Origin of the sequence: Mesorhizobium sp. PUT5 (assembly GCF_052216645.1) — a bacterium.
Lineage (GTDB): Bacteria > Pseudomonadota > Alphaproteobacteria > Rhizobiales > Rhizobiaceae > Mesorhizobium.
Genome location: NZ_JBQOSO010000001.1, coordinates 117,407 through 140,792 on the forward strand (window position 1 = coordinate 117,407; position 23,386 = coordinate 140,792).

Here is a 23,386-nt window from a genome sequence, read left to right on the forward strand (position 1 = left end):
GGAACCGGCATGTATCTGAATATCGAGGGTATCCGCAAAACCTTCGGCGAGTTCGTCGCGCTCGACGATATCGACCTGGCCGTCGGCGAGCATGAGTTCGTGTGCCTGCTGGGGCCGAGCGGATGCGGCAAGACCACGCTTCTGCGCATCGTAGCCGGCCTGCTGGAGGCCGATGGCGGGCGCATGATGATGGGCGGCCGCGACCTTGCCGCCTTGCCGGCGCGCAAGCGCGGCTTCGGCATTGTCTTCCAGTCCTATTCGCTGTTTCCCAACATGACGGTGGCGCGCAACATCGGCTACGGCCTGAAGATCCGCGGCGAGGCGCCCGGCCGCATCGCCGAGCGCGTGGGCCATCTGCTGGAGCTGATCAGGCTGTCGCACCTGGCCGAGCGCTATCCGTGGCAATTGTCCGGCGGCCAGCAGCAGCGCGTGGCGCTGGCGCGCGCGCTCGCCGTGGACCCGGCGCTGATCCTGCTCGACGAGCCGCTGTCGGCGCTTGACGCGCGGGTGCGCGTGGAGATGCGGGCCGAAATCCACGAGGTGCAGCGCCGGCTCGCCATCCCCACCATCATGGTCACGCACGATCAGGAGGAGGCGCTGACGCTGGCCGACAAGATCGTGTGCATGAACGAGGGGCGCATCGTCCAGGTCGGCACGCCGAAGGACCTTTATCTGCGCCCGCGCACGCGGTTCGTCGCCGATTTCGTCGGCGTTAGCAACCTTCTGCCCACGCAATGGGTGCGCGAGGCGATGCCGCATCTTCTGGCCGGCAGACCGGACGGCGAGGAGGCCGGCTACGAGGCCTGCATCCGCCCGGAAAACCTCACCGTCAGCCGTGATGCCGGCGCCGACGGGCGTGTCCTGGACGTGACCTTCCTCGGCAATCTCAGCCAATTCCGCGTCGAGTGGCGCGGGCGTCAGCTCGTCGCCGAATGCCATCGCCTGGCCGACCTCAACCCCGGTGACGCCGTGCGCGTGGAGGCCGATGCGCGCGATTGCGCCTGGGTGGCGGCATGAGGGGCGAGGCATGAGGGGCGGGGCATGAGCGCGATAGAGGCTTCCGGCCGGCCGGCGGGCGGCGCCGAATGGCTGTCGGCGCGGGCTGCGCAGAAGCTGCTCACCACGGTCTCGGTCGTGGTGCCCATGGCGGGGCTGGTCCTGTTCTTCGGCTATCCGCTGCTGATGATCGCCTGGCAGAGCCTGCTGGCCAAGGACGGCACGGTGGGCCTTGCCAACTACGCGGCGATCGCCACCACGCCCGGCCTCATCACCGCCACCGTCAACAGCCTCGTCGTTTCCGCCGCCACCATGCTGGTCAGCGTCGTGCTCGGCTTCGTCATCGCCTATGCGCTGGAGCGCTCGGCGCTGCGCACCAAGAACCTGATGCGCGCCGCCCTGGTGCTGCCGCTGCTGGCGCCCTCGCTGGTGCAGGCGCTGGGCCTTTTGTTCATTCTCGGCCGCAACGGCCTGGTGCACAAATGGACCGGCTGGGACATCGACATCTACGGCTTCTGGGGCCTGCTCATCGCCAATGTGTTCTACGCCCTGCCGCAGGCGGTGATGATCCTGCAGGCGGCGCTGCGCAACGCCGATTCGCGCTACTACGACGCGGCCGAGGTGATGGGCGCCTCGGGCTGGCGCCAGTTCGTCGACATCACCTTGCCCAACACCAAGTTCGGCCTGCTCTCCGCCGCCTTCGTGGTCTTCGTCATCACCATCACCGATTTCGGCAACGCCATCGTCATCGGCGGCAACTACCGGGTGCTGGCCACCGAGATCTACAGCCAGGTTTCCGGCCAGATGGATTTCGGCATGGGCTCGGTGGTGGGCATGCTGCTGCTGCTTCCCTCGCTGGTGTCTATCTATATCGAGCGCGTCGCCTCGCAGCGCCAGTTCGGCGGCAGCTCGGAGAACCTGATCCCGGTAAGCCCGAAGCGCGCGCCGCTCAGGGATGCGCTGGTCGGCGGCGTGTGCCTGCTGGTCGCGGCGGCCATCGTCGCCATCGTGGCCGTGGTGGTGTTCGCCTCCTTCGTGAAGCTGTGGCCCTACAATCTGAGCTTCACGCTGAAGAACTACAATGTCGACACCAGCGACGGCTACGCTTCGCTGTGGACCACCCTGAAGATCTCGCTCATCGCGGCCGCCTTCGGCGTGGTGTCGCTGTTCATGCTGACCTTCGGGGTCAGGCGGCTGGGCGGCGGCATGGCCAAGGCCGTCTACCTGGTGGCGGTGCTGCCGGTCGGCGTGCCGGGGCTGGTGCTCGGCCTGTCCTACATCTTCGCCTTCAACATGCCCAATTCGCCGCTCTACATCCTGTATGGCAGCGCGATCCTCATCGCCATCTGCAACTTCTACCACTACCACACGCAGGGGTTCCTCACGATGATGACGGGCATGCGGGCCGTGCCGGCCGCGCTGGAGGAGGCGGTGAGCTGCTTCGGCGGCAACCTGCGCTGCGTGCTGCGCGATGCGGTGCTGCCCTTCATGGCGCCGACGGTGCTGTCGGTGTTCTTCTTCCTGTTCATGCGCTCCATGGTCACGCTGTCGGCGGTCATCTTCCTCGTCACGCCCAAGGTCAACGTCGCCTCGGTGGCGGTGATGCGGCTGGACCAGGCCGGCTTCGTCTCGCAGGCCGCCGCCTTCTCGACCTGGATCATGCTGATCGTCGGCGGCGCGCTGCTGGCCATGCGGCTGATCCTCGGCCGCGTTTCCCGGCGCCTCGGCTATCTCGGGCAATCGTGATGTGGCAGGAGGACCGGCACCAGCGCATCCGCGGCCTGCTGTCGACCTTCAAGCGGGTGACGACGGACCGCATCGCCGACGAACTCGGTGTGTCGCGCGAGACGGTGCGGCGCGACCTGATCGAGTTGGAGACGCTGGGCGAGCTGCGGCGGGTGCATGGCGGGGCGGTGAAGGTGCATGACGAGCCGCCGCTCGACAAGCGCTCGCATCTGCGCGTGCAGGCCAAGCGCGCGCTGGCGCGTGCGGCCGTGCGCGAGGTGGAAAGCGGCCAGATGCTGTTCATCGACGCCGGCAGCACCACCGCCATACTGGCCGACGAGCTTGCCCGGCTTTCCGGGCTCACCGTCATCACCAATTCCTTCGACGTGGCATTGCGCATGAACGGCGGCGCGCGCGCCAACCGCGTCGTCGTGCTGGGCGGCGAGCCGGGCGCCGACCTGCCAGCCACCTTCGGCGAGATCACCGTGGCGGAAATCCAGCGCTACCGCGCCGACCTGGCGCTGCTGTCGCCCGTCGGCATCGACGCCGTGCACGGCGCCACCAGCTTCGACCAGGGAGAGGCGGAGGTGGCGCGCGCCATGGTGGCGGGCGCGCGGCGCGTCGTCATCCTGGCCGACCACGGCAAGATCGGCATCGCCAGCCGGGTGAGCTATTGCCCGGTCTCGCGCATCGACCGGCTGGTGACCGACGCCAAGGCGGCCGCCAGTCCGGCCTTCGGCGAATTGCGCGCGTGCGTCGCCGACATCGTGCTGGCGGAATAGAGCCGCTTCGGAGGTCAGCGCAGGATCTCGTCCAGCCTGAGCGCGATGTGAAGCTCCAGCGCCTTGACGGGGTGGTCCCATCCGCCGGTGATCCCGCGCAGCGTTTCGAGCCGCTGGCGAACCGTGTTGATGTGCAGGCCGAGGCTTTCGGCCACGCGTTTGAGGTTGTGCTGGTTGTCGAAGTAGCAGAGCAGGGTCCGCTTCAGCTCGATCGCCTTCTTCGGCGTCTCGTCGTCGATCGGCCCCAGCGTCTCTTGCAAATAGCGCGCCAGCCGGGCGGAATCCCCCGCTTCGAAAATCTTTGCGAAGAGATTGACCTCGGACTGCTCGAGGAAACGGTCGAGCGGCTTCATCTTCCGTACGACCTGCATCGCCTTGCTGATGCGGGCGAACTGGCCCGGCGCCGCGTTCAGGTCGGCGAAGGGCTCGGACAATATGCCTCCGGCCACCCAGCCCGACCGGGCCTGGGCCAGGTCGCGCAGGAAGGCTCGCAACGCCGCTTCCGGGCCGATGAAGAGATAGGTGTCGTCGAACAGGTCGACCAGCAGGTCGAGCCCGGAAGCGCATTCGCGGATGGTCGCCGTCTGTGCCGCGCGGTCGAGCCCGGAAATCGCCGCCAGGCCCATCATGACGGGCTGCTCCACGCCCAGGTCCAGCCGGTCGCGGATGGCCGAGATCGTCGCCGGATCGGGCGGGGCGACCAGCGCGAGATGACGCAGCAGGGTGGACGAGGCGATCAGCTTTTCGGCTTCCCGCTTTTCGTTCCACAGCTTGGCGATCGAGAGCGCGACGGCGTTGCGCTCCAGATTGCGGATCTCTATGGCGTCGAGTTCGCCCTGGTGGCAGATGACCAGGCTTTCGCCCCGGCCGGTTCCGCCATGGAGCGTGATGGTGCGGCACTGTTCGTTGCGGGCGCTCACCATCACCACCGACCTGCCCGTGTGCCTGGATTGTGAGTTGGCCGTGATGAGCAGCGCCGGGTCGAGCCGGGCTGCCTTCAGCTCGTCGGCGAGCCTGCCGCGATACCGGTCGGAGGTGAATTCCTCGCGTATCCTCAACTCGTGGTCGTAGAGGAAGATCGCGCCGCTGATCTGATTGGCCATGCGCTGGAGGAAGTGCTGCAGCCGGGCGCCGGATGCGAGCAGCGAGGTCATTTCGTCGTGCGCGGCGGCCGAGGCCTCGACGCGCTGGATATGGTCGATCAGAGCCTTGCGGTTGCGCTGCGCCTCGTCCAGCGCTTCGGAGAGCAGCTTGAAGGCGTTGGCGTTGCGCATGGCCACGCCCGCATGGAGCGCGAACGAGCCGAGCACGGAAATCTCGCGGCCGCTCAGCTTGCGGCTGTAGCGGTCCGCCACGAACAGGAAGCCGTGGACAGCACCGTCGGCAAGCATGGGAAAGCCCGCCAGCGAGACGATGTTCTCGGTCTGGAAGACCCGGTCCAGATCCGGCAGGTGCCGGAAGCGCTTGTCGTTCAGATAGTCCTGGGTCGCGAAGAAGCTCTTCGACTTCATTATGAGGCTGACCGCGCCGTGATCGATATGGCTTTTCATGGTCGCAGTCTCGGGCGAGAGATAGCCTTGCGCCGTGACGGTGGTGAACTGCCCGCTCTCGTCGTCCAGTATGGTGACCCAGGCGACGTTGGCGCCCACCAGGTTCCTGGCGCGGGTGACGATGGTCTGCAGCAGATCGCTCAGTTGCAGGGTGCTCGACAGATCGTGCGTGGTGTCGATGAGCAGGTTCAGGCCCCTCTCCGCCACAGCGCTGCCTTGCATGCGCCGGGATATCTCGTCGACCTGTTGCCTGAACCGGGCGAGGCCCTCGTCGTCTTTCACCGCGTGCGGGATCGCCTCGACGGCCGCGATGGCGTCCTGCACCTCGCTGTCGCCGGCGCCCTGGGCGATCTTGCGCAGGACCGCGGTGGCGGCGGAGAGAACGTCTTGCGGCAAGGTCGGCCTCCTTCGCGGTCGCTGTGTCCGGACCCGTGCGGACGACGGCCGCCTGTTTGCGCGCCGGCTCCCCGTCCGGGAAGCGGCCCATCCTATCAGAGCTTTCGCCGGTGCGTATCTTGCCGTTCCGAAGGCCCCGGCAGGGCCCGCATCAATGGATCGCCGCGTGGAGGATCCTGGTGGCGCTTGCCTCCGACCGGGTGAAGTCGGCAACGATGGTTCCACTCTTGGCGACGAGGATGCGGTCCGAAAGGCTCAATATCTCGGGCAGGTAGGACGAGATCAGGATGACGCCTGCGCCGCTGTCGGCGAAGTCGCGGATGATCTGCCGGATTTCGGCGATCGCGCCGACGTCGACCCCGCGCGTTGGTTCGTCGAAGATCACCAACCTTGGCTTCTGCGCCAGCGACTTGGCGATGACGACCTTCTGCTGGTTGCCGCCGGAAAGGTAGAGCACCGACTGGTCGGCGCCGATGCGGCGGATCGACAGGGCCTCCTCCCATTCCTTCGCCACGTCGTGCATCTTGCGCCGCGGCGCCCACAACCGCCGCCTGCCGAATTTGGCGAGCCAGCCCAGGCCGATATTCTCGGCTATGCCGAGCGTGTCGAAGAAGCCGTCGAGCTTGCGGTCCTCGCTGACATAGGCGATGCCGTCGGCTACGGCTTGCGCAGGCAGGCCGTAGCGGATCTCACGGCCATCGAGCCAGATGCGGCCGCCGCCGAAATTGCGCTTGGTATGGCCCATGATGACCCTGGCCACCTCGCTGCGGCCGGAACCGATCAGCCCGGCCATGCCGGTGATCTCGCCCGGGAAGATCGAGAAGGACATGTTGTTGACCATGCTGCCCATGCGGATGTTCTCCACGCGAAGCACCGGCCGCGCCGATTTCGGCACCCGCCTAGCCGCGGCAGCGTCGGCCTGCTCCTTGAGATCCTCGCCGATCATGTGATGGATCAGCCGGGCGCGGTCGAAATCCTGCGCGGGTCCCGTCGTCATGATGCGGCCGTTGCGCAGCACGGTGATGCGGTCGGCGTGGTTGAGGGCCTCCTCCAGCGCATGGGAGATGAAGATCATGGCCACGCCGCTCTGCCGCAGCGACCGCATCAGGTCGAACAGGTGGTCGGTCTCCTCCGGGGTGAGCGCTGCGGTTGGCTCGTCGAAAATGATGACCCTGGCGCGGTTCAGCACCGCGCGGGCAATCTCCACCATCTGACGCTTGGCCGCCGAGAGCGATCCGGCGAGCTGCGAGGGGTCCACCTTGAAGTTCAGGCGCTGGAGCACCTGGCGGGCGGCGCTGCGCACCCGCCGGACCGAGTTGAACGCCCGCTCGTGGCCGAGCACGATGTTTTGCGCCACCGTGAGCTGCGGCACCAGGCTGGTTTCCTGGTAGACCATGGAGATGCCGTGCCGGCTGGCATCCTTGGGGGCCGAAAGCACCACCGGCTCGCCGTCGATCTTCAGCACTCCTTCCGAAATCGGGATGACGCCGGCGATCAGTTTGCACAGTGTGGACTTGCCCGCGCCGTTCTCGCCCACCAGTGCATGGATCTCGCCCGGATAGAGTTCGAAATCGGCCCCGGCGAGCGCCGGCACCCCGCTGTAGCGCTTCGTCACCTTCTCCAGGCCGATGATCGGCTGCACCGTCATGCCAGGCTCCCGCAACCCAGGTTCAGGATCTCGTGGCTGGCCGTGCTGACCGCCACCAGCGTGCCGTTCCACAGGACGATATCGCTTGCCGCATGCCGCCGGCCATTGGCGCGCGAGTGGGCCGAGCCGACAGGCGCCAGGTCATCGTCCAGTTCGATCGCGAGCCCGTAGGAGAAGGACGGCGCCCAGGGCTTGATCTCGCCGAACAGTCGCGTCGCGCCCAGCTCGATGGGAAAGTCGTGGCTGAACTCGGGCGTGCGGCGCGGCGAAATCCAGTGGTGCGGCTCGATCGTCGCCTTCATTTCCTCTACGAAGGCCCGCTCCGTCTTCAGGAATTCGATCAGCGGGTCGCGCCGCGCAAGGCATGCCATGACGTAGCCGGCCGCACCTTTGCGGATGCGGCCGAGATATCCCGGGTAGCCGGTCTGCCGCACCCCGCCCGACGCATCGACGATGCGCGCCTCTTCCATCTCGGTCACGATCAGGCTGCCGTCCGCGTGAAGGCACAGGCCCATGGGGCAGTTCAGGCCGCGCGCCAGGCTGCGCGAGGCGCCCGACCGCGTCACGGCGACGAGCTGGCCCTGCCCGTTCTTCTCCCAGGTGGCTCTGGCGAGCGCGTCCTCTTTCGAGGCATAGCCGCAGTCGAGGATGACCAACTGCTCGCCCGGGAGGAAGACGCAGTCCGCCACCGACTGGATATGGATGCCGGTGGGCGCCGCCCATCCCTCCACGGCCAGTCCGGCCGCGTCGAACACGGCAAGGCCGCCGCCGGCAAGGCCGGCAGCGACGAGGCCGCCCCCGCTGCAGAGCGCGGTCACCGGTCTTTCGCAGGCGGCCCACAATTGCGGCGTCTTTCCCCAGCCGTCGAGGCTGAATATCCGGTTTGCACTGGAGTAGAGCAGGCGCCCGTCGGCGGCCGCGCATAGCGCGTCGGGTGCCTCCACATGCATGCCTTCGGCGTCGTCGAGGCGGCTGTTGGCCGCCAGCACGCCTTCCAGCGTCATGCCCGGCGATTCCTGCGGCTTCGACCTGAACAGCGACTTCAACAGCATCGCCTACCTGTTCCACCAATAGCTGCGAGGCCCGCTCCAGCTCCTGTCCGCGCCGGTGAGCGCAAGCCGCCCGATCTTGTTGTTGGTGACGCCGCCGAGATAGAGGAACCCCTCGTGTTCGCGCATCGAGGTGATCATGTAGAGCGGCCCGTCCGGCGCATCCCACAGCGCGTCTGCGATCCTGCCCGAGCCGTCGATCTTGAGCACGCCGCCGATGTTGAGGTTGCCGAACAGCCAGTTCGTCGGCGGCACCTGCCGGGTCATGCGCCGCCGCAGGCCCGGATGCCGCATGGCCTGGTCGAACACGGGATTGCGCATGCCGGCAAGCGCCACCCAATAGCCTCCGTCGGAAGCCCGGTTGATGTTGTCGGGATAGCCCGGCAGGCCGCTCGCAAGGACGCGCGGCCCCGCCGACAGATTGGCGAGATCGAAGATCAGGATCGAGCAGTTCCAGGTGCTGGCCACCAGCAGGTGTCTTGCATCGTGCGCCAGGCAGACGCCGTTGGGAAATACGAGGTTGTCGCACACGGTGCGGGTCTTGCCCGCCTTCGGGTCGTAGCTCAGCAGCCGGCCGTTGGGGCGCCCCTCCAGCAGGTCCATCCCCCAGTTCTCGATGTCGTAGCGCTTGGTCGCGTCGGTGAAGAAGATCGTCCCGTCGGGCGCGATGTCGAGGTCGTCGGCCATGCGGATCGTGGTGTCGTCCTGGACGCTGAAGACGCTGCGCGCGGTCTGGTCGGTCAGTAGCTCGACGGCGCCGTCCATCGTCACCCGCAGCAGGCCCATGCCGGCAACGCAGGTCACGAGGCGTCCCTGCGGGTCGAATGCGAGGCCGAGCGGGCGCCCGCCGATCTTGGCCAGGACGCCGACCTGCCGGTAATCGGGGGCGGCGATGCGCAGGATACGCCCGTCGCGGTTGCCGCAGTAGAGATTGCCCTCCGCGTCGAGAATGACGTCCTCTGGCCCGTCGACCTGGCCTGCCGCCAGGATCTCCGCCTCGCTCAGCCTGGGCGGCGTTTCGCCGGGCATGAGGCCGGCCATGCCTTCGACCTTGCCGGCGTCGAGCCGGACCGGATCGACATAGGTGGATGCCAGCAGCCGGTGGCGGTTCTTGCGGAATTTCACGTCGATCGCCAGGATCACGACGATGATCGCGCCCAGGCTTAGCTGGACGAAATCGCCGCGATAGCCGGCGTTTATCAGCGCGTTGTTCAGAATGTAGATCGTGGCGAAGCCGATGAGGGCGGCCACCACCGCCCCGCGTCCCGGCACGAAGCCGCCAAGCCCGACCACCAGCGCGGTGAGCGCGAAGAACTCCATGCCGATGCCGGTATCGGCGCTGATGCTGTTCTGGCGGGCGGCGAAGAGAAAGCCGGCGATGCCGACGATCACCCCGGCAAGCACATAGGCCAGGAACACGGTCAGCTTGACGTGGATGCCGCCATGGCGGGCCGCCTTGCGGTTGCCGCCCACGGCAAGGATATGCCACCCGAACCGGGTCTGGCGGAACATGAAAAACACCGAGACGGCCACGGCCGCCAGTGCCCAGAAGCCGATCGGCAGCGTCAGCAGCCGCTCGAAGCCGATCCAGTCCCACAATTCGTCGGCGCGGGTGCTTGCCGATATCTCGACGAGCTGGGCCTGCGAGGCCAGCGTGAACAGGCCCCGCACCGTGATCATGGTGCCCAGCGTGGTCAGCAGCGCGCCGCAGCCGAACAGGCCGGCAAGCGTGCCGTTCACGACGCCGACCACCGCTCCGGTGGCGACGGTGAGGGCGAATACCGCAGGCACCGGCAGGCCCAGTATGTGGAAACAGTAGAGGGCGGCCAGGGCCGACATGGCGAAGTTGGAGCCGACCGACAGGTCGATGCCGCCCACCGCCACCACGATGAGGAGAGCCAGCACCACCAGACCGCCGTCGGTCGCATAGGCGGCCAGGTTGCGCAAATTGTCGACGCCGAAATAGCCTTCCGTCGTCAGCAGGATTCCGATCACCACGCAGACGAATGCGAGGAACGGGATCGTGCTTTCGACCCATCCCCTGGACAATATGTCAGCCAGGACCCGGCGCGGCGAAAGCACCAGAAGCGGGACGCGCTGCCTGCGCAGGCTGTTGAAATCGATCTCGGCCGACATGTCGAACTTCCAGATTCCGAAGCCCGCGGGGCCGGATCGCCCCGCGGATCATCGCATCACCTGCACCAGGGGCTGCCGGTCACATCTTCCAGCAGAGGCTCGCATCGTAGGAGGGGCCGGCCTTGATGATCTTCAACGGCGATTCGACCATCAACATCGAGTCGTCCGACGACTTCGCGCCCTGCAGCAGCAGGTCGATCATGGTGGCGGCGTCGCGGCCCTGGCCGTCCGCGTCGTAGCTCCAGACGCGGTCGAGCACCTTGTCCTCGACGGCCTTGCAGGTGACGGTGTCGCCGCCGCCGGTGGCGTAGACGAGCACCTTGTCTTCCGCGCCCGCATCCTTGACCGCGTTGCCCGCGCCGATCGTGTGCACGTCCCAGTGGCCGAAGATGGCGCACAGGTCGGGGTTCTGCTGCAGCACGGTCGCCGTGATCTGGCGCGCCTTCTCCGGCTCCCAGTCCGAGGCCTGGTTCGAGACGACGTTGATCTCGGGGTGCTCATTGAACACCTTGAAGGCGGCGTCGTTCATCATGACGCTGTCGGCCGCGGTCAACTGGCCGGGGATGATGGCCACCTTGCCGGACTTGCCGCTGCCGGCGCCGCATTCCTTGACGATGTCCTCGGCGATCTCGGTGCCGATCCGCTCCCAATTGGCGCCGACAAAGGCGCTGGAGGGCTGGTTGGACTGCAGATTGAGCTGAAGCACCTTGATGCCCTGTGACTCGGCCTGCTTGATCTGCCGCGCAAGCAACTGCACCGTGGGGTTGTGGACGACCAGCACGTCCGGCTTCTCGCTGATGGCCTTGGCCAGCAGTTCGGCCATGGAGCCGGTGTTGAAGGCGGCGTCGCGCACGTCGAAGCTGTAGCCGAACGTCGCTGCATGCTCCTTCATGCGGCGTGCCCAGCCCTCCGTCAGCGAAATGCCCATGGAAATCGGCACGAAGACCACCTTCTTGCCGGCAATGTCGCTGTTGGCCTGCGCCGGGGCGCCTAGGCCCGTCAGGCAGGCGCCCGCCACGATGACCTTCGCCAGATTGCGAAGCTTGCCCCCGATTGCATTCGTCATGTTCTCCTCCTTGGTTGTTGTCAGGGTGGTGTCAGAGATCGCCGACCGTGTCTGTTTCGGTGTCCCTGGGATTGAGGTAGTTGTCGGCCACGATAGCCAGGACCAGCACGAGGCCCTTGATCACGTCCTGGGTCTGCGTGGTGAAATCGAGCAGCGTCATGCCGTTGCGCAGCACCGCGATCAGCGCCACGCCGACGACGATATTGCGCAGGCCGCCGCGGCCGCCCCTGAGTGGAATGCCGCCGAGCACCACGACGAGGATCACCTCGAACAGGAGCGTGCCGTTGGTTACGGTGCGGAAGTCGACCGTGCCGCTGGCAGCCGACATGACCAGCCCGGCAAGCAGCGCGGTGAGGGCGGCAAATACGTAGACCAGGATCGTGGTGGTCCGCACCGGAAGGCCGGTCAGCCGGGCCGCCTGGAAATTGTCGCCCATCGCATAGATGACGCGGCCGGCGGTGGAGAGGTTGAGCAGGAGCCATGTTACCGCCAGCGTCGCCACCATCAGCGCGACCGGCACGCTCAGCCCCGCAACGACGTTGCCCGACAGGAAGACCACGGCCGGGTTCGTCTTGGGCAGCAGCAGCAGGAACTCGCCGCGCAGGATGGCGAAGCGGAACAGGCCGGTTATGAGCATGGCCGAGGCAAGCGTGGCCAGCATCGCCGGTATTTCGGCATAGGCGATGAGCCAGCCGTTGACGAAGCCGACCAGGACCATCACGGCCACCGTAAGAAGCAGCGCGGCCGGCGCCGGCATGCCGGCCCCGATCAGGATGCTGAAGGTCGTTGCGCCGGCGACCATCCCGGCGATGATCGACAGGTCGAGGCCGCGCGAGATGATCACCACGGCCATGCCGCAGCTCAGCATGACCAGAGACGTCGAATTGGACAGGACGACCTTGAGGTTCCCGAGGCTCGCGAAACCGTCGATGGTAACGGAAAAGACCACGATCATGGCAATCGTCACCGCCATGACGATCAGTTCGAGCAGGTTCTTCCTGCCCCGCCGCGACTGCGGTTTGCGGACGTGGTCAGCCGTCGAAGCCAACTTTTCCGGCTCCCTTGGTTTGCAGGATCTCACGCGCCTCGGCGGGGCTGGCGATCTCCAGCGACAGCTCTTCGAGGATCCTGCGGATCTTCAGCACCTGCGCCGAGCATGAAGTGGCCAGCAGGCCGCGGCCGAGGAACAGGCTGTCCTCCAGGCCGACCCGGACGTGGCCGCCCATGATGGCGCCCATGGTCACCAGCGGCATCTGGTGCCGCCCGGCGCCCAGCACGGAGAACTCGTAGTTCTCCCGGCCGAACAGGCGGTCGGCCGTGCTGCGCATGAGATGAAGGTTTTCGGGATCGGCGCTCAGCCCGCCCAATATGCCGAGCACGCATTGCAGGAAGAGCGGCCCCTTGACGAGCCCTTCCTCGACGAAATGCGCCAGGTTGTAGAGATGGCCGACATCGTAGCACTCGAATTCGAAGCGGGTGCCGTGGGCATCGCCCAGGCTCGAAAGCACGCTCCTGATATCGCTGAACGTGTTGCGGAAGATCAGGTTCTCCGATCCCTCGACGTGAGGCTTCTCCCAGGCGTGCTTCCATTCCTTGATGCCGCGCCCGGCCCGATGGAAGGAGAAGTTCATGGAGCCCATGTTGAGCGAGCAAAGCTCCGGCCGCGCCTTCAGGGGATAGGCCAGCCGCTCCTCCAGCGTCATGCCGGCGCTGCCGCCGGTGGTGATGTTGATGATGGCGTCGGTTTCGGCCGCGATCCGCGGCACGAAGCGGTCGAAGACGGCCGGATCGGGTGTCGGGCGGCCGTCGTCGGGATGGCGCGCATGAAGATGCAGCACCGCCGCCCCCGCGCGGGCGGCCTCGATGGCCTGCTCCGCGATCTGCGCGGGCGTCACCGGCAGATATTCCGACATGGACGGCGTGTGCACCGAGCCCGTCACCGCGCAGGTGATGATGACTTTGCGCTTTCCGGTCTTCGTCCGCACAGATTCCTGCTCCCGCATCACAGATACTCCACGTTGCCGTCGACGCTGATGGCCTGGCCGTTGATGTTGCGGGCCCAGTCGGAGCTGAGAAAAAGGGCGAGGTTGGCGACGTCCTGCGGGTCGACCATGCGCCGCAGCGAGATCCTGGACAGGTAGGAGTCGCGCATCTCGTCGAAGCCGACGCCCATGGCCCTGGCCCGGTCGGCGATAACCTTGTCCATGCGCGGGCTCTTCACCGCCCCTGGCAGGATCGCATTGGCCCGGATGCCATGCGGCCCGAGTTCGCTCGCCAGCGACTTCACCAGGCCGACGATCGCCCATTTCGTGGCCGAATAGGGCGTGCGGAACCCGTAACCGAGCCGCCCGGCCACGGAACCTATCGCCAGTACGGACGGGTTGGAGGCGGAAGCCTTGAGCAGCGGCATGCAGCGCTTGAGGAAGTAGAAATGCGATTTCAGATTGGTGTCGATGGTCCGCTCGACATCGGCGTCGGCATAGCTTTCCACAGGCCCGGTCGGGCCGGCGATGCCGACATTGTTGACGAGCACGTCCAGGCCCTGGAACCGCTCCGACATGTCGGCGACGACCCGGTCCACGTCATGCGCGGCCGCGGCGTCGCCCTGGCTGCCCGTGAGGCCGGGCACTTCCTTGCAGGCCAGTTCCAGCGCTGCGGCCGACACGTCGGTGATGTGCACCCGGGCGCCGGCCTCTATCAGCCTTTCGGCGATGGCACGGCCGATGCCGCTGCCGCCGGCCGTGACCAGCACTTTGAGATCACGCACGTCGACCGTGCACGATAGCGCGTCAGCTTTCACCAGGCATCCTCCCGAGGCGCGGTGGAAAGCTCCGCAACCCCCCGGACAGTTGGATACCTCATCTGGCGGGCGCGTGGATATATATTCAAGATCTATATTTATCGATATTTTAAGTGCTTATCACACATATCGCGCGCATTGGGCGGGGCGGACGCGCGGATGGGCTCGTCATGCACCAGGGCGAGGCCCGTGCCGCGCCTGTTTTCCGCCGGATGCGGGTCCGGGGCGTCGCCGGATCAGCGGCCGGCGGGCGAAAGACGTTCGCCCACCCGTTCGGCGATGGCAAGGCAGGCGGTGAGGCCGGGGCTTTCGATGCCGAAAAGGTTCACCAGGCCGGGGATGCCATGGTCCGACGCGTCCTGGATGACGAAATCGGCGTCGGGTTCGCCCGATCCCGAAAGCTTTGGCCGGATGCCGCTATAGGCCGGCCGCAGGCTGCCGTCCTCAAGCGCGGGCCAGTAGCGGCGGATGGCGTGGTAGAAGCGTCCGGCGCGGGCCGGATCGACATGGTAGTCGAGCGCGCCGGTCCACTCCACGTCCGGACCGAAGCGGGCGACGCCGCCGAGGTCGAGCGTCAGGTGCACGCCCAGCCCGCCGGGTTCCGGCACCGGATAGACCAGGTGCCGGAAGGGCGTTCGGCCGGCCACGGAAAAATAGTTGCCCTTGGCGTAACGCAAGGCCGGGACGAAACGCGGGTCGAGCCCCGAAATGGAGGCGGCCAGCGCCGCCGCGCCCAGCCCCGCCGCGTTGACGAAGCGGCGGGCGGCGATCTCGAATTCTTCACCGCCGGCACCGTCCCGCGTGGCCAGCACGATGCGGCCGGCCTCGGCACGGGCGGCGACCACGCGCGTGTCGAGGCACAGCACCGCGCCGCGCGCCTGGGCGTCGCCGAGCAGGGCCAGCATCAGGCCGTGGCTGTCGATGATGCCCGTGGCGGGCGAGAACAGCGCGCCCGTGCAGCGCAGCGCCGGCTCCAGCGCCAGCGCCTCGGCGGCGGAAAGTCGCGCCAGTTCGCCGGCGCCGCAGGCGCGAGCCTTGGCGGCGATCGCGTCGAGCGCGGCTTCCTGGCCGGGGGCGGTGGCCACGATCAGCTTGCCGCAGCGCGCATGCGCGATGCCGCGCGCGGCGCAATAGGCGTAGAGCCTGTCGCGGCCGGCCACGCAGAGCCGGGCCTTCAGCGAGCCGGGAGCATAATAGAGGCCGGCATGGATGACCTCGGAATTGCGCGAGGAGGTGTGGGTGCCGATGGCGCTTTCGGCTTCGAGCACCAGCACGTCATGGCCGCGGCCGGCCAGTTCGCGGGCGATCGCCAGGCCGACGACGCCGGCGCCGGCGACGATGCAATCGACTTCCTCCATGTCAGCCCCCGCCGCGCTCGGTATCCTGCCTGGCGCACAGGCGCTCGAGGATGACCTTGCCGGCCTCGCCGATGTCGCGGCCGATGGCGCGCTCGGCAGCGTCGGGGTCGGCCGCCTCGATCGCCCGCAGCACGGCGTGATGGTGGTCGATCATGACACGGCCGCCAGCCTGGTAGGATTCGGCGATCAGCGGCCCCATCTGCAGCCACAGGCGATGCAGGATGCCGCGCAGCACGACCATGTCGGCAATGTCGGCCAGCGCGAAATGGAAAGTCTGGTTGAGTTCGAGCGCGGCGGCCCAGTCATGGCGCGCGATCGCTTCCTCGTTGCGTGCCACCAGGTCGCGCAGGCGCTCGAGGTCGGCCGGCTGCGCCTTCACGGCCGCCTCGCGGGCGGCGAGGCCCTCGAGCTTGAGCCGGATCTGGCGGATTTCGCGGTAGCGCGCCGGCGTTATCACCGGCACGCGCACCTCGCGCGCCGATTTCTGCACCAGCGCCTCGTCCTGGATCAGGCGCAGAATGGCGTCGCGCACCGGCGTGACGCTGGTGCCCAGCGACTGGGCGAGGTCGCGGATGGTGAGCCGGGCGTCGGGGGCGAAGCGGCCCTTCATCAGCGCCTCGGAAAGCCGCGAATAGATCGTCTGGTTCAGGTTCTCCCGTTCCAGCGCGTCGAGGCGGAAAGCCGGCCGGCTGCGGTCGTCCATGTCGCTCCCCCCGGATCTGCCGTGCCTTGACAAGGCATCATGCAAGAAACATGATGCATCATAACACAAATTGCAAGCACCCTCCCCTGCCCCGCGCCCGCCGGGCAGAGCCGGAAAAGCGACAGGAACCTCCCGATGGACGCCCAGCCCAATTCTCCCGAAGCCCGCGACATTCGCTACCACCTTCACCCCTACACCAATGCGCGCGCGCTTCAGCAGGCCGGGCCGCTGATCATCGAGAAGGGCGACGGCATCTATGTGGAAGACAATGCCGGCAACCGCTACATCGAGGCGATGGCGGGCCTGTGGAGCGTGGCGGTGGGCTTTTCCGAGCCGCGACTGGTCGAGGCCGCGACCCGGCAGATGGCGAAGCTGCCCTTCTACCACAATTTCTCCTCCAAGGCGCATTCGCCGCTGATCGACCTTGCCGAAAGGCTGGTCGGCATGGCGCCGGTGCCGATGAGCAAGGCCTTCTTCACCAATTCCGGCTCCGAGGCCAACGACACCGTCGTCAAGATGCTGTGGTACCGCTCCAACGCGCTCGGCCAGCCGCAGAAGAAGAAGATCATCAGCCGCAAGCGCGGCTACCATGGCGTGACCGTCGCCTCGGCGAGCATGACCGGCCTGCCCAACAACCACATCTCCTTCGACCTGCCCATCGCCAACATCCTGCATACCGCTTCGCCGCATCATTGGCGCGACGCCCTGCCCGGCGAAAGCGAGGAGCAGTTCTCCACGCGCCTTGCCGGGGAGCTGGAGCAGATGATCCTAGCCGAGGGCCCCGACACCGTGGCCGCCTTCATCGGCGAGCCGCTGATGGGCGCGGGCGGGGTGATCGTGCCGCCTGCCGGCTATTGGGAGAAGATCCAGGCCGTGCTTGCCAGATACGACATCCTGCTGGTCGCCGACGAGGTCATCTGCGGCTTCGGCCGCACCGGCAACATGTTCGGCTCGCAGACATTCGGGCTCAGACCCGACATCATGGTGATGTCGAAGCAGCTTTCCTCCTCCTACCTGCCGATTTCGGCCTTGCTGATCAACGACAAGGTGTTCGAGCCGCTGGCCGACGAGAGCAACCGCATCGGCACCTTCGGCCACGGCTTCACCGCCGGCGGTCACCCGGTGGCGGCGGCCGTGGCGCTGGAGAACCTGAAGCTGATCGAGGAGCGCGATCTGGTCGGCAATGCGCGCAGCGTCGGCGCGCGCATGCAGGCGCGCCTGCGCGAACTGGCCGGCCATGAGCTGGTGGGCGAGGTGCGCGGCGTCGGCCTGATCGCCGCGGTCGAGCTGGTCGCCGACAAGGCCGGCAAGGCGCCCTGGGGCAAGGCGGGCGCGCTGGGCACGCTGGTCAACGGGCTGCTGCAGAACAACGGCGTGATCTCGCGCAACATGGGCGACGCGCTCGCCTTCTGCCCGCCGCTCATCATCACCGAAGCTCAGGTCGACACCATGGTGGACGCCCTGCGCCGCGCGCTGGATGCGGCCCTCCCGCAGGTGCGCGGCTGACCGGCAGTCCCCTGCCCCGGCGGCGCGGCGCGCGACGGACCCGACCCGGGCGCCGCCTCTTCACCCCGGGAGCCGGGAGGCCGGCAGGACCTCCCCTCCCCTCGCCTTTCCGAAGCCGGCGTATGAGGAACGCGGCTGCCCGAATACGGCCGCGTGTCGCCTATGCGTCGTATGGACATATGCACAGGCGCCGCCGCTTCGGCCGTTTATGGGCAGGGGAACTGCGGCAGCGCGCGGCGGTCATCAGCGAGGAGCGGCAGGCACGAAAAGCGCAACCTGTCCCAGCGCCCGCCGGAACTCTCCGGGCTGCCTCTGCACTTTGCCGGGTCGCGCCATCGCGATGGCCTGCCGCCATGACGGCCTGAAGGTGGTCGCGATGCGTCGTCACCTGCTGCCGGCGACCCTATCGAGGGTCGGCGGCCTGGCGCACCAGCTCCAAAACCTCGGCCTGCGAGAGGATGATGTCGTAGCGGTAGCTGGAATTGTCTCGATAGCGCGACTTCTTGTGAAGCGCCTCGGCCGTGATCGAAATGGCGATCCCGGCGTCAGGATCCAGGCGTATTTCCTGGCGGCTCAGTTCCTGGTCGAAAATCACCCGGTCGGCGCCCTCGCGCTTTGCCGGTCTAACTCTTACGCGCATGCGTGCCCCCATCAATAGTGCACGGGAACGGATACTGGACGAAGCGGGGTCGGATCTATTCGGCGAGCCGAGCCTGCGCAAATGAACGACATTTGCGTCCAGGCCCAGGCCGGATGAACTGCCTCGCCGCAGCAAGGCCCACGTACATCTGAGCGGCTTGATCTTCCACCTTTTCCGGGAAGAAGTCAATCTGCGGTTGTTTCGAGATGCATCCCGGCAAGTCTGCGCGCGAGGTCGCGCCTCGCCTGCGCCCGCCCGGGGCAGCGGCCGTTGCGCCGGCGCGCGCCGCCGTTTTCCCGCCCGCGCTCCCTCCCCCTTTGTTCCTCTGCTCTCCCCTGCTCCCGGTTGCATGAAGGCGCGCCGGCCCCGCGCGGGCGCCTATTCCACGTTGCGATAGCCGCGCCGGCGCTTGGATGCCTCCAGCCGCTCCAGTGCCGCCCTGGCGGCGCCCTCGGACGTGTGGAACTCGACCAGGCAGCGGCCGCCCGTGCCGATGCGGCCCCAATTGCGTGCCACCGAGACCTCCCCGAACAGCGTCGGCTGCAGCGACAGAAGGTAGAAGCGCGCCATGTTGCGGGCGGGATCGATGCGGTGGAGGATGTGCTGGGTCATGGCGCGATTCTGGACGCTCCTGCTCCGCGCCGTCCAACGCTTCTTTTGAATCGATGATGCCGCACCGATTCACGAAGCTGATGGCTGGGCGTCCGGTTCGGTTGACAGGTGTCAACAACCCCGGCGGGGACGGCGGAGAACGAGATATATCTAAATGAGATCAAGCGCCTGGCGACGCTGTCTCTTGTTCGGGGGAGCCCGGCGCGGTGGCGCGAAAAGGTTAATGCGCGTTAACCATAAAGTGCTTGACGCGACTCGCCCTCTCGCCGATCCTTACGGAAGTTTTCGTACAAAAGCGGGCTGGGCGTAACTGGTCGCCGCGGACGTTAGTTCCGGGCGACGCCGTTATGAACAGGCTCGCCGTTAGCCGGATTCGGAGATCGCGGCGAATCGGCGCATATATGCACAGGGTGCGGACCTCCATGGGTCTGCGGAGAGAGGTTTTGCGGTGTCGGCAGCGGCTGCGGAGAGAGACGGGGGCGAGCGGGACGTGGCATGGTCGACCGACCGGGCCATCGCGCAGGACGCCGAGATGCTGTCGGCGCAGCTTCAGGCGATGCGCGACCGGCTCTATGCGCCGGCTTCGCGCAAGGTGCTGCGCCGCTTCTCCAGCGGCGAGGCGGCGCGTCTGATCGGCGTTTCGGACGGCTATCTGCGCCAGCTTTCCATTGCCGGCGAAGGGCCGCAACCGGACACCGGTGCCGGTGGGCGCCGCTATTATTCGCTGGAGGACATCAACGGGCTGCGCCGGCATCTGGCCGAGCAGAACCCGGCCAAGGCGCGCATCTACCTGCCCCGCCGCGACGAAGCGAAGGCCGAGCACCTGCAGGTCATCGCCGTCACCAATTTCAAGGGCGGCTCCGGCAAGACCACGACCAGCGTGCATCTGGCCCAGCATCTGGCGCTTGCCGGCTACCGGGTGCTGGCCGTCGATCTCGACCCGCAGGCGTCGCTGTCGGCGCTTTTCGGTTACCAGCCCGAACTCGACCTCGACGGCAACGACACGCTCTATGCGGCGATCCGCTACGACGACGCCAGCCGGCCGCTGGCCGAGGTGATCCGCCCCACCTATTTCGACGGGCTGGACCTGGTGCCCGGCAATCTCGAGCTGCAGGAGTTCGAGCACACCACCCCGCAGATGCTGGCCACGCGCCAGGGCGCTGCCGGCGAGGGCATGTTCTTCGCCCGCGTGCAGACGGCGCTGGCAAGCGTGGCCGACCGCTACGACGTGGTCGTCATGGACTGCCCGCCCCAGCTCGGCTTCCTCACGCTTTCGGCGCTGTGCGCGGCGACCTCGGTGCTGGTGACCATCCATCCGCAGATGCTGGACGTGGCCTCCATGAGCCAGTTCCTGTTCATGACGGCCGACCTGCTGTCGGTGGTGCGGGAGGCGGGCGGGGCGCTGAACTTCGACTTCATGCGCTATCTCGTCACCCGCTACGAGCCGAATGACGGGCCGCAGACGCAGATCGTCGGCTTCCTGCGCTCGCTGTTCGGCGAGAGGGTGCTGACGGCGCCGCTGGTCAAGTCCACCGCCTTTTCCGACGCCGGCCTGACCAAGCAGACGCTTTACGAGGTGACGCGAGAGAGCTTCAGCCGCGCAACCTACGACCGGGCGCTGGATTCGTTGACAGCTGTCAACAGCGAGATCGAGGGCCTTATCCTGAAAGCCTGGAACAGGCAGGCGTAAAGGAGACCGCCATGGCAGCACCCAACCGCAAGGACCAGCTCAGGGCACTTTTCGGGACGATCGATCCGGCGGCGGACGCCCGGCCCGCCGAACCGCCCTCCCCGGCCCCGGCCCCGGCTCCGACCTCGACCTCGGCCCCGGCGGTTGCCGACGCCGCCGCGCCGCAGCCTGCACCGGCGCCGCGCAGCCGCAGCGCATCCGGCGCGGTCAAGGCCATGGGGCTGTCGCTGGGTGGCCTGTCGCGCGAGATCGAGGAAGCGCGCCGGCTGAAGGAAAGCCTCGGCGCGGGCGAGCGTGTGCTGGATGTCGAGCCGGATCTGATCGATTCCTCTTTCGTCGCCGACCGGCTCGGCCGCGACGAGGCCGACGAGAGCCTGGACGAGCTGGTGCGCAGCATCGAGGCCAGCGGCCAGCAGGTGCCGGTGCTGCTGCGACCTCATCCGGAACGCCCCGGCCGCTACCAGACTGCCTACGGACATCGCCGCGTCCGCGCTTCCGCGCGGCTTGGCCGCCCGGTGCGCGCCATCGTGCGCGAGCTTTCGGACACCGAGCTGGTGCTGGCGCAAGGCAAGGAAAACACCGAGCGCCGCGACCTGTCCTTCATCGAGCGCGCCTTCTTTGCCCACGCGCTGATCGCACGCGGCTTCGAGCGCGGCGTGGTGCAGGACGCACTGTCGTTGCACAAGGCGGAGATGACGCGCTATCTGCAGGTGGCCGAGGCCGTGCCGCGCCACATCGCCAACGCCGTCGGCCCGGCGCCCAAGGTGGGCCGTCCGCGCTGGATGGCGCTGGCCGAGCTGCTGAAGAGCGAGGCGGCGCAGGTGAAGGCGCAGGACGAGATCACCAGCGGCCGCTTTCGCGCCGTCGGCAGCAACGAGCGCTTCAACCTTCTGTTTTCGCGGCTGAACCGCAAGCCGAAGCCGGCGGGGCCGCTTGCCGTGCATGACGGGCAGGGCCGGCCGGTGGCGCATATCGCGGCCGTGCGCGGCCGCGCGCGGGTGGAATTCGTGGATGAGATGGGCGACGCCTTCGCCGAATATCTGCAGGCGGAGCTGCCCAAGCTGTTGGAAAGCTTCGTCCGGCGCGGCGGGGAGGGGACATGAGACGGAAATTCTGTCCACAGCCCCTGCCGATGGGCGGAACATGAGTGAGACGGCGGCACCGGGGCGAATCGAACCGCTCCCGGTTTCGCCGGGGCAACGGGCCGGAGGCGCGTAGCGGCTTTCGGAGGCTCCCGGTGCCTGAACAAGGAGACGGGCCGCCGCTGCGTGCGTGAGCACGTGCGAAGGCCGCAAACAGGAACCAGGACGAAAGGAAAACCGGCAAGAAAAAAGAAGGCCCCCGAAACGTCGCCATTCCGGAAGCCCTCGTCAATGTAGCGATTGGGAGAGAATCACTTCCGGGCCGAGAAGTCAAGACCGGCACGTTCCGGCACGGGCTCTGCTTGCCTCTGAGAGAGGTTGAAGTGATGATCGAGCATATGACGACGACGCCCTTTGGGCGGCGGCAGCTTTCTGCTGCCATGATCGCGGGCCAGAAGGCGGCTCGCAGCGTGGCCGCCGACGCCAGCGCCGACAAATGGCACATCTTCCGCGCCGTCTGCGAGGCGCGGGATCGCATCGGCGCGAGCGACCGGTCGCTCGCCGTGCTGGGCGCGCTGCTGTCCTTTCACCCCCAGGGCGAGCTGGCGGCCGGCGAAAAGCTGGTGGTGTTCCCCTCCAACGCCCAGCTTGCGCTGCGGGCGCACGGCATGGCGCCGGCCACGCTGCGCCGGCATCTGGCCGTTCTGGTGGATTGCGGCCTGGTCGTGCGCCGCGACAGCCCCAATGGCAAGCGCTATGCGCGCCGCGGGCAGGGCGGCGAGATCGAGCAGGCCTTCGGCTTCGACTTGACCCCGCTGCTGGCCCGGGCGGCCGAGTTCGAGCGCCTGGCCGAAGAGGTGCAGGCCGAACGCCTGGCCCTGCGGCTTCTGCGCGAACGGCTGACGCTGCTGCGGCGCGACATCGTCAAGATGATCGCCTTCGGCGCGGAGGAGGGGGTCTGCGGCGACTGGCATGCGTTCCAGGCCGAATATCGGGCAATCATAGGCCAGCTTCCGCGCACGCCGGATCCGGTGATGATGGCAGAGGCGGAGGCGGGGCTGCTGCGCCTTGCGGCACTGCTGCGCAAGCTGCTGGAAACGCATGCGGATTCGACAGATTCAAGCGCCAATGAGTCTCAAAACGAGCGCCATATACAGAATTCAAAACCCGACTCTCATGAATTTGAACCTCGCTCCGAAAAAGAGCAGGGGGCAAGGGCCGCACCCAAACTGGAAACCAAGAGCGCCCCGCCGGGCTATCCGCTTGGCCTGGTGCTGCGGGCCTGCCCCGACATCGCCGAATACGCCCCCGACGGCATTCGCGACTGGCGCGATTTCGTGGCGACGACCGCGCAGGTGCGGGGCTATCTGGGGGTTTCGCCCTCGGCCTATGCCGATGCGCTCGACGTTCTGGGGCAGGAAGACACGGCCATCGTCATCGCCTGCATCCTGCAGCGCATGCAGGAAATCCAGTCTGCCGGCGGCTATCTGCGGGCGCTGACGGAGAAGGCGAGGGCAGGGGCGTTTTCGGTCGGGCCGATGCTGATGGCCGCGCTGAAAACCAATGCCCCGGCCGGCAGGAAGGCAGGGTAGGGGCCTTGGCTGCCGGCGCGGGGAAGATGAGAAGGCGGGCCGGACGGCCTCGCGG

19 protein-coding genes are annotated in these 23,386 nt (G+C 67.3%); 7 read left to right on the plus strand and 12 right to left on the minus strand.

What is annotated here, in order from left to right; translation table 11 throughout:
- Positions 1–9 precede the first annotated feature (9 nt).
- From ACTDI4_RS00540 to ACTDI4_RS00550, 3 genes are read left to right on the plus strand one after another with little or no spacing between them, the layout of a single operon-like run.
- A complete protein-coding gene (locus tag ACTDI4_RS00540) occupies positions 10–1,017 on the plus strand; it encodes an ABC transporter ATP-binding protein (protein WP_442839265.1) in 1,008 nt (335 codons plus the stop codon).
- A gap of 24 nt (positions 1,018–1,041) precedes the next feature.
- Positions 1,042–2,742, plus strand: coding sequence for an ABC transporter permease subunit (locus ACTDI4_RS00545; RefSeq protein ID WP_442839266.1), 1,701 nt, complete (start codon positions 1,042–1,044; stop codon positions 2,740–2,742).
- Entirely contained in the window at positions 2,742–3,503 is a 762-nt protein-coding gene (locus tag ACTDI4_RS00550; protein WP_442839267.1) for a DeoR/GlpR family DNA-binding transcription regulator, read from the plus strand. The genes ACTDI4_RS00545 and ACTDI4_RS00550 overlap by 1 nt, the downstream gene beginning before the upstream one ends.
- A gap of 14 nt (positions 3,504–3,517) precedes the next feature.
- Here ACTDI4_RS00550 and ACTDI4_RS00555 read toward each other — a convergent pair whose 3' ends face one another.
- From ACTDI4_RS00555 to ACTDI4_RS00600, 10 genes are all read right to left on the minus strand, one after another.
- Entirely contained in the window at positions 3,518–5,449 is a 1,932-nt protein-coding gene (locus tag ACTDI4_RS00555) for a helix-turn-helix domain-containing protein (RefSeq protein WP_442839268.1), read from the minus strand.
- A 151-nt stretch (positions 5,450–5,600) separates the two neighbouring features.
- Positions 5,601–7,097, minus strand: a complete 1,497-nt coding sequence (locus ACTDI4_RS00560) for a sugar ABC transporter ATP-binding protein (protein ID WP_442839269.1) — start codon at positions 7,095–7,097, stop codon at positions 5,601–5,603.
- Positions 7,094–8,143, minus strand: coding sequence for a hypothetical protein (locus ACTDI4_RS00565; protein ID WP_442839270.1), 1,050 nt, complete (start codon positions 8,141–8,143; stop codon positions 7,094–7,096). The genes ACTDI4_RS00560 and ACTDI4_RS00565 overlap by 4 nt, the downstream gene beginning before the upstream one ends.
- A 9-nt stretch (positions 8,144–8,152) precedes the next feature.
- Positions 8,153–10,282 carry an ABC transporter permease gene (locus ACTDI4_RS00570; RefSeq protein ID WP_442839271.1) on the minus strand — a complete coding sequence of 710 codons (2,130 nt, stop codon included), beginning with the start codon at positions 10,280–10,282 and terminating at the stop codon, positions 8,153–8,155.
- A gap of 79 nt (positions 10,283–10,361) precedes the next feature.
- Positions 10,362–11,348 carry a sugar ABC transporter substrate-binding protein gene (locus tag ACTDI4_RS00575; protein WP_442839272.1) on the minus strand — a complete coding sequence of 329 codons (987 nt, stop codon included), beginning with the start codon at positions 11,346–11,348 and terminating at the stop codon, positions 10,362–10,364.
- Between the two features lie 31 nt (positions 11,349–11,379).
- Positions 11,380–12,396 carry an ABC transporter permease gene (locus ACTDI4_RS00580; RefSeq protein WP_442839273.1) on the minus strand — a complete coding sequence of 339 codons (1,017 nt, stop codon included), beginning with the start codon at positions 12,394–12,396 and terminating at the stop codon, positions 11,380–11,382.
- A complete protein-coding gene (locus tag ACTDI4_RS00585; RefSeq protein ID WP_442839274.1) occupies positions 12,380–13,351 on the minus strand; it encodes a 3-keto-5-aminohexanoate cleavage protein in 972 nt (323 codons plus the stop codon). Before ACTDI4_RS00585 ends, ACTDI4_RS00580 begins: the two co-directional genes overlap by 17 nt.
- On the minus strand, positions 13,351–14,148 hold the full coding sequence (locus tag ACTDI4_RS00590) for an SDR family oxidoreductase (protein ID WP_442839275.1): 798 nt from the start codon (positions 14,146–14,148) through the stop codon (positions 13,351–13,353). Before ACTDI4_RS00590 ends, ACTDI4_RS00585 begins: the two co-directional genes overlap by 1 nt.
- Before the next feature lie 236 nt (positions 14,149–14,384).
- Positions 14,385–15,506 (minus strand): NAD(P)/FAD-dependent oxidoreductase, encoded by a 1,122-nt coding sequence (locus ACTDI4_RS00595; protein ID WP_442839276.1) that lies wholly within the window; start codon positions 15,504–15,506, stop codon positions 14,385–14,387.
- 1 nt (position 15,507) lies between these two features.
- Positions 15,508–16,209, minus strand: a complete 702-nt coding sequence (locus ACTDI4_RS00600; RefSeq protein ID WP_442839277.1) for a GntR family transcriptional regulator — start codon at positions 16,207–16,209, stop codon at positions 15,508–15,510.
- A gap of 135 nt (positions 16,210–16,344) precedes the next feature.
- Between ACTDI4_RS00600 and ACTDI4_RS00605 the strand changes: the two genes are divergently transcribed.
- Entirely contained in the window at positions 16,345–17,715 is a 1,371-nt protein-coding gene (locus tag ACTDI4_RS00605) for an aspartate aminotransferase family protein (protein ID WP_442839278.1), read from the plus strand.
- A gap of 403 nt (positions 17,716–18,118) precedes the next feature.
- Here ACTDI4_RS00605 and ACTDI4_RS00610 read toward each other — a convergent pair whose 3' ends face one another.
- The gene (locus ACTDI4_RS00610; protein WP_442839279.1) at positions 18,119–18,355 is read right to left on the minus strand and encodes a hypothetical protein; all 237 of its coding nucleotides are present in this window, start codon (positions 18,353–18,355) and stop codon (positions 18,119–18,121) included.
- A gap of 378 nt (positions 18,356–18,733) precedes the next feature.
- Entirely contained in the window at positions 18,734–18,967 is a 234-nt protein-coding gene (locus tag ACTDI4_RS00615) for a WGR domain-containing protein (RefSeq protein ID WP_442839280.1), read from the minus strand.
- 448 nt (positions 18,968–19,415) lie between these two features.
- Here ACTDI4_RS00615 and repA point away from each other — a divergent pair, with 448 nt between their 5' ends.
- From repA to repC, 3 genes are all read left to right on the plus strand, one after another.
- Complete coding sequence (gene repA, locus ACTDI4_RS00620; protein WP_442839281.1) at positions 19,416–20,657, plus strand: plasmid partitioning protein RepA; 1,242 nt, start codon at positions 19,416–19,418, stop codon at positions 20,655–20,657.
- A gap of 11 nt (positions 20,658–20,668) precedes the next feature.
- Positions 20,669–21,760 (plus strand): plasmid partitioning protein RepB, encoded by a 1,092-nt coding sequence (gene repB / locus ACTDI4_RS00625; RefSeq protein ID WP_442839282.1) that lies wholly within the window; start codon positions 20,669–20,671, stop codon positions 21,758–21,760.
- A 365-nt stretch (positions 21,761–22,125) separates the two neighbouring features.
- Positions 22,126–23,331: a plasmid replication protein RepC gene (repC, locus tag ACTDI4_RS00630; RefSeq protein ID WP_442839283.1), complete on the plus strand. Its 1,206-nt coding sequence runs from the start codon at positions 22,126–22,128 to the stop codon at positions 23,329–23,331.
- Positions 23,332–23,386 lie beyond the last annotated feature (55 nt).

Coding starts and splice junctions, on each gene's coding strand:
- ACTDI4_RS00540 (WP_442839265.1), top strand. CDS start 10: ATGTATCTGAATATCGAGGGTATCCGCAAAACCTTCGGCGAGTTCGTC.
- ACTDI4_RS00545 (WP_442839266.1), top strand. CDS start 1,042: ATGAGCGCGATAGAGGCTTCCGGCCGGCCGGCGGGCGGCGCCGAATGG.
- ACTDI4_RS00550 (WP_442839267.1), top strand. CDS start 2,742: ATGTGGCAGGAGGACCGGCACCAGCGCATCCGCGGCCTGCTGTCGACC.
- ACTDI4_RS00560 (WP_442839269.1), bottom strand. CDS start 7,097: ATGACGGTGCAGCCGATCATCGGCCTGGAGAAGGTGACGAAGCGCTAC.
- ACTDI4_RS00570 (WP_442839271.1), bottom strand. CDS start 10,282: ATGTCGGCCGAGATCGATTTCAACAGCCTGCGCAGGCAGCGCGTCCCG.
- ACTDI4_RS00575 (WP_442839272.1), bottom strand. CDS start 11,348: ATGACGAATGCAATCGGGGGCAAGCTTCGCAATCTGGCGAAGGTCATC.
- ACTDI4_RS00585 (WP_442839274.1), bottom strand. CDS start 13,351: ATGCGGGAGCAGGAATCTGTGCGGACGAAGACCGGAAAGCGCAAAGTC.
- ACTDI4_RS00595 (WP_442839276.1), bottom strand. CDS start 15,506: ATGGAGGAAGTCGATTGCATCGTCGCCGGCGCCGGCGTCGTCGGCCTG.
- ACTDI4_RS00600 (WP_442839277.1), bottom strand. CDS start 16,209: ATGGACGACCGCAGCCGGCCGGCTTTCCGCCTCGACGCGCTGGAACGG.
- ACTDI4_RS00605 (WP_442839278.1), top strand. CDS start 16,345: ATGGACGCCCAGCCCAATTCTCCCGAAGCCCGCGACATTCGCTACCAC.
- ACTDI4_RS00610 (WP_442839279.1), bottom strand. CDS start 18,355: ATGCGCGTAAGAGTTAGACCGGCAAAGCGCGAGGGCGCCGACCGGGTG.
- ACTDI4_RS00615 (WP_442839280.1), bottom strand. CDS start 18,967: ATGACCCAGCACATCCTCCACCGCATCGATCCCGCCCGCAACATGGCG.
- repB (WP_442839282.1), top strand. CDS start 20,669: ATGGCAGCACCCAACCGCAAGGACCAGCTCAGGGCACTTTTCGGGACG.
- repC (WP_442839283.1), top strand. CDS start 22,126: ATGATCGAGCATATGACGACGACGCCCTTTGGGCGGCGGCAGCTTTCT.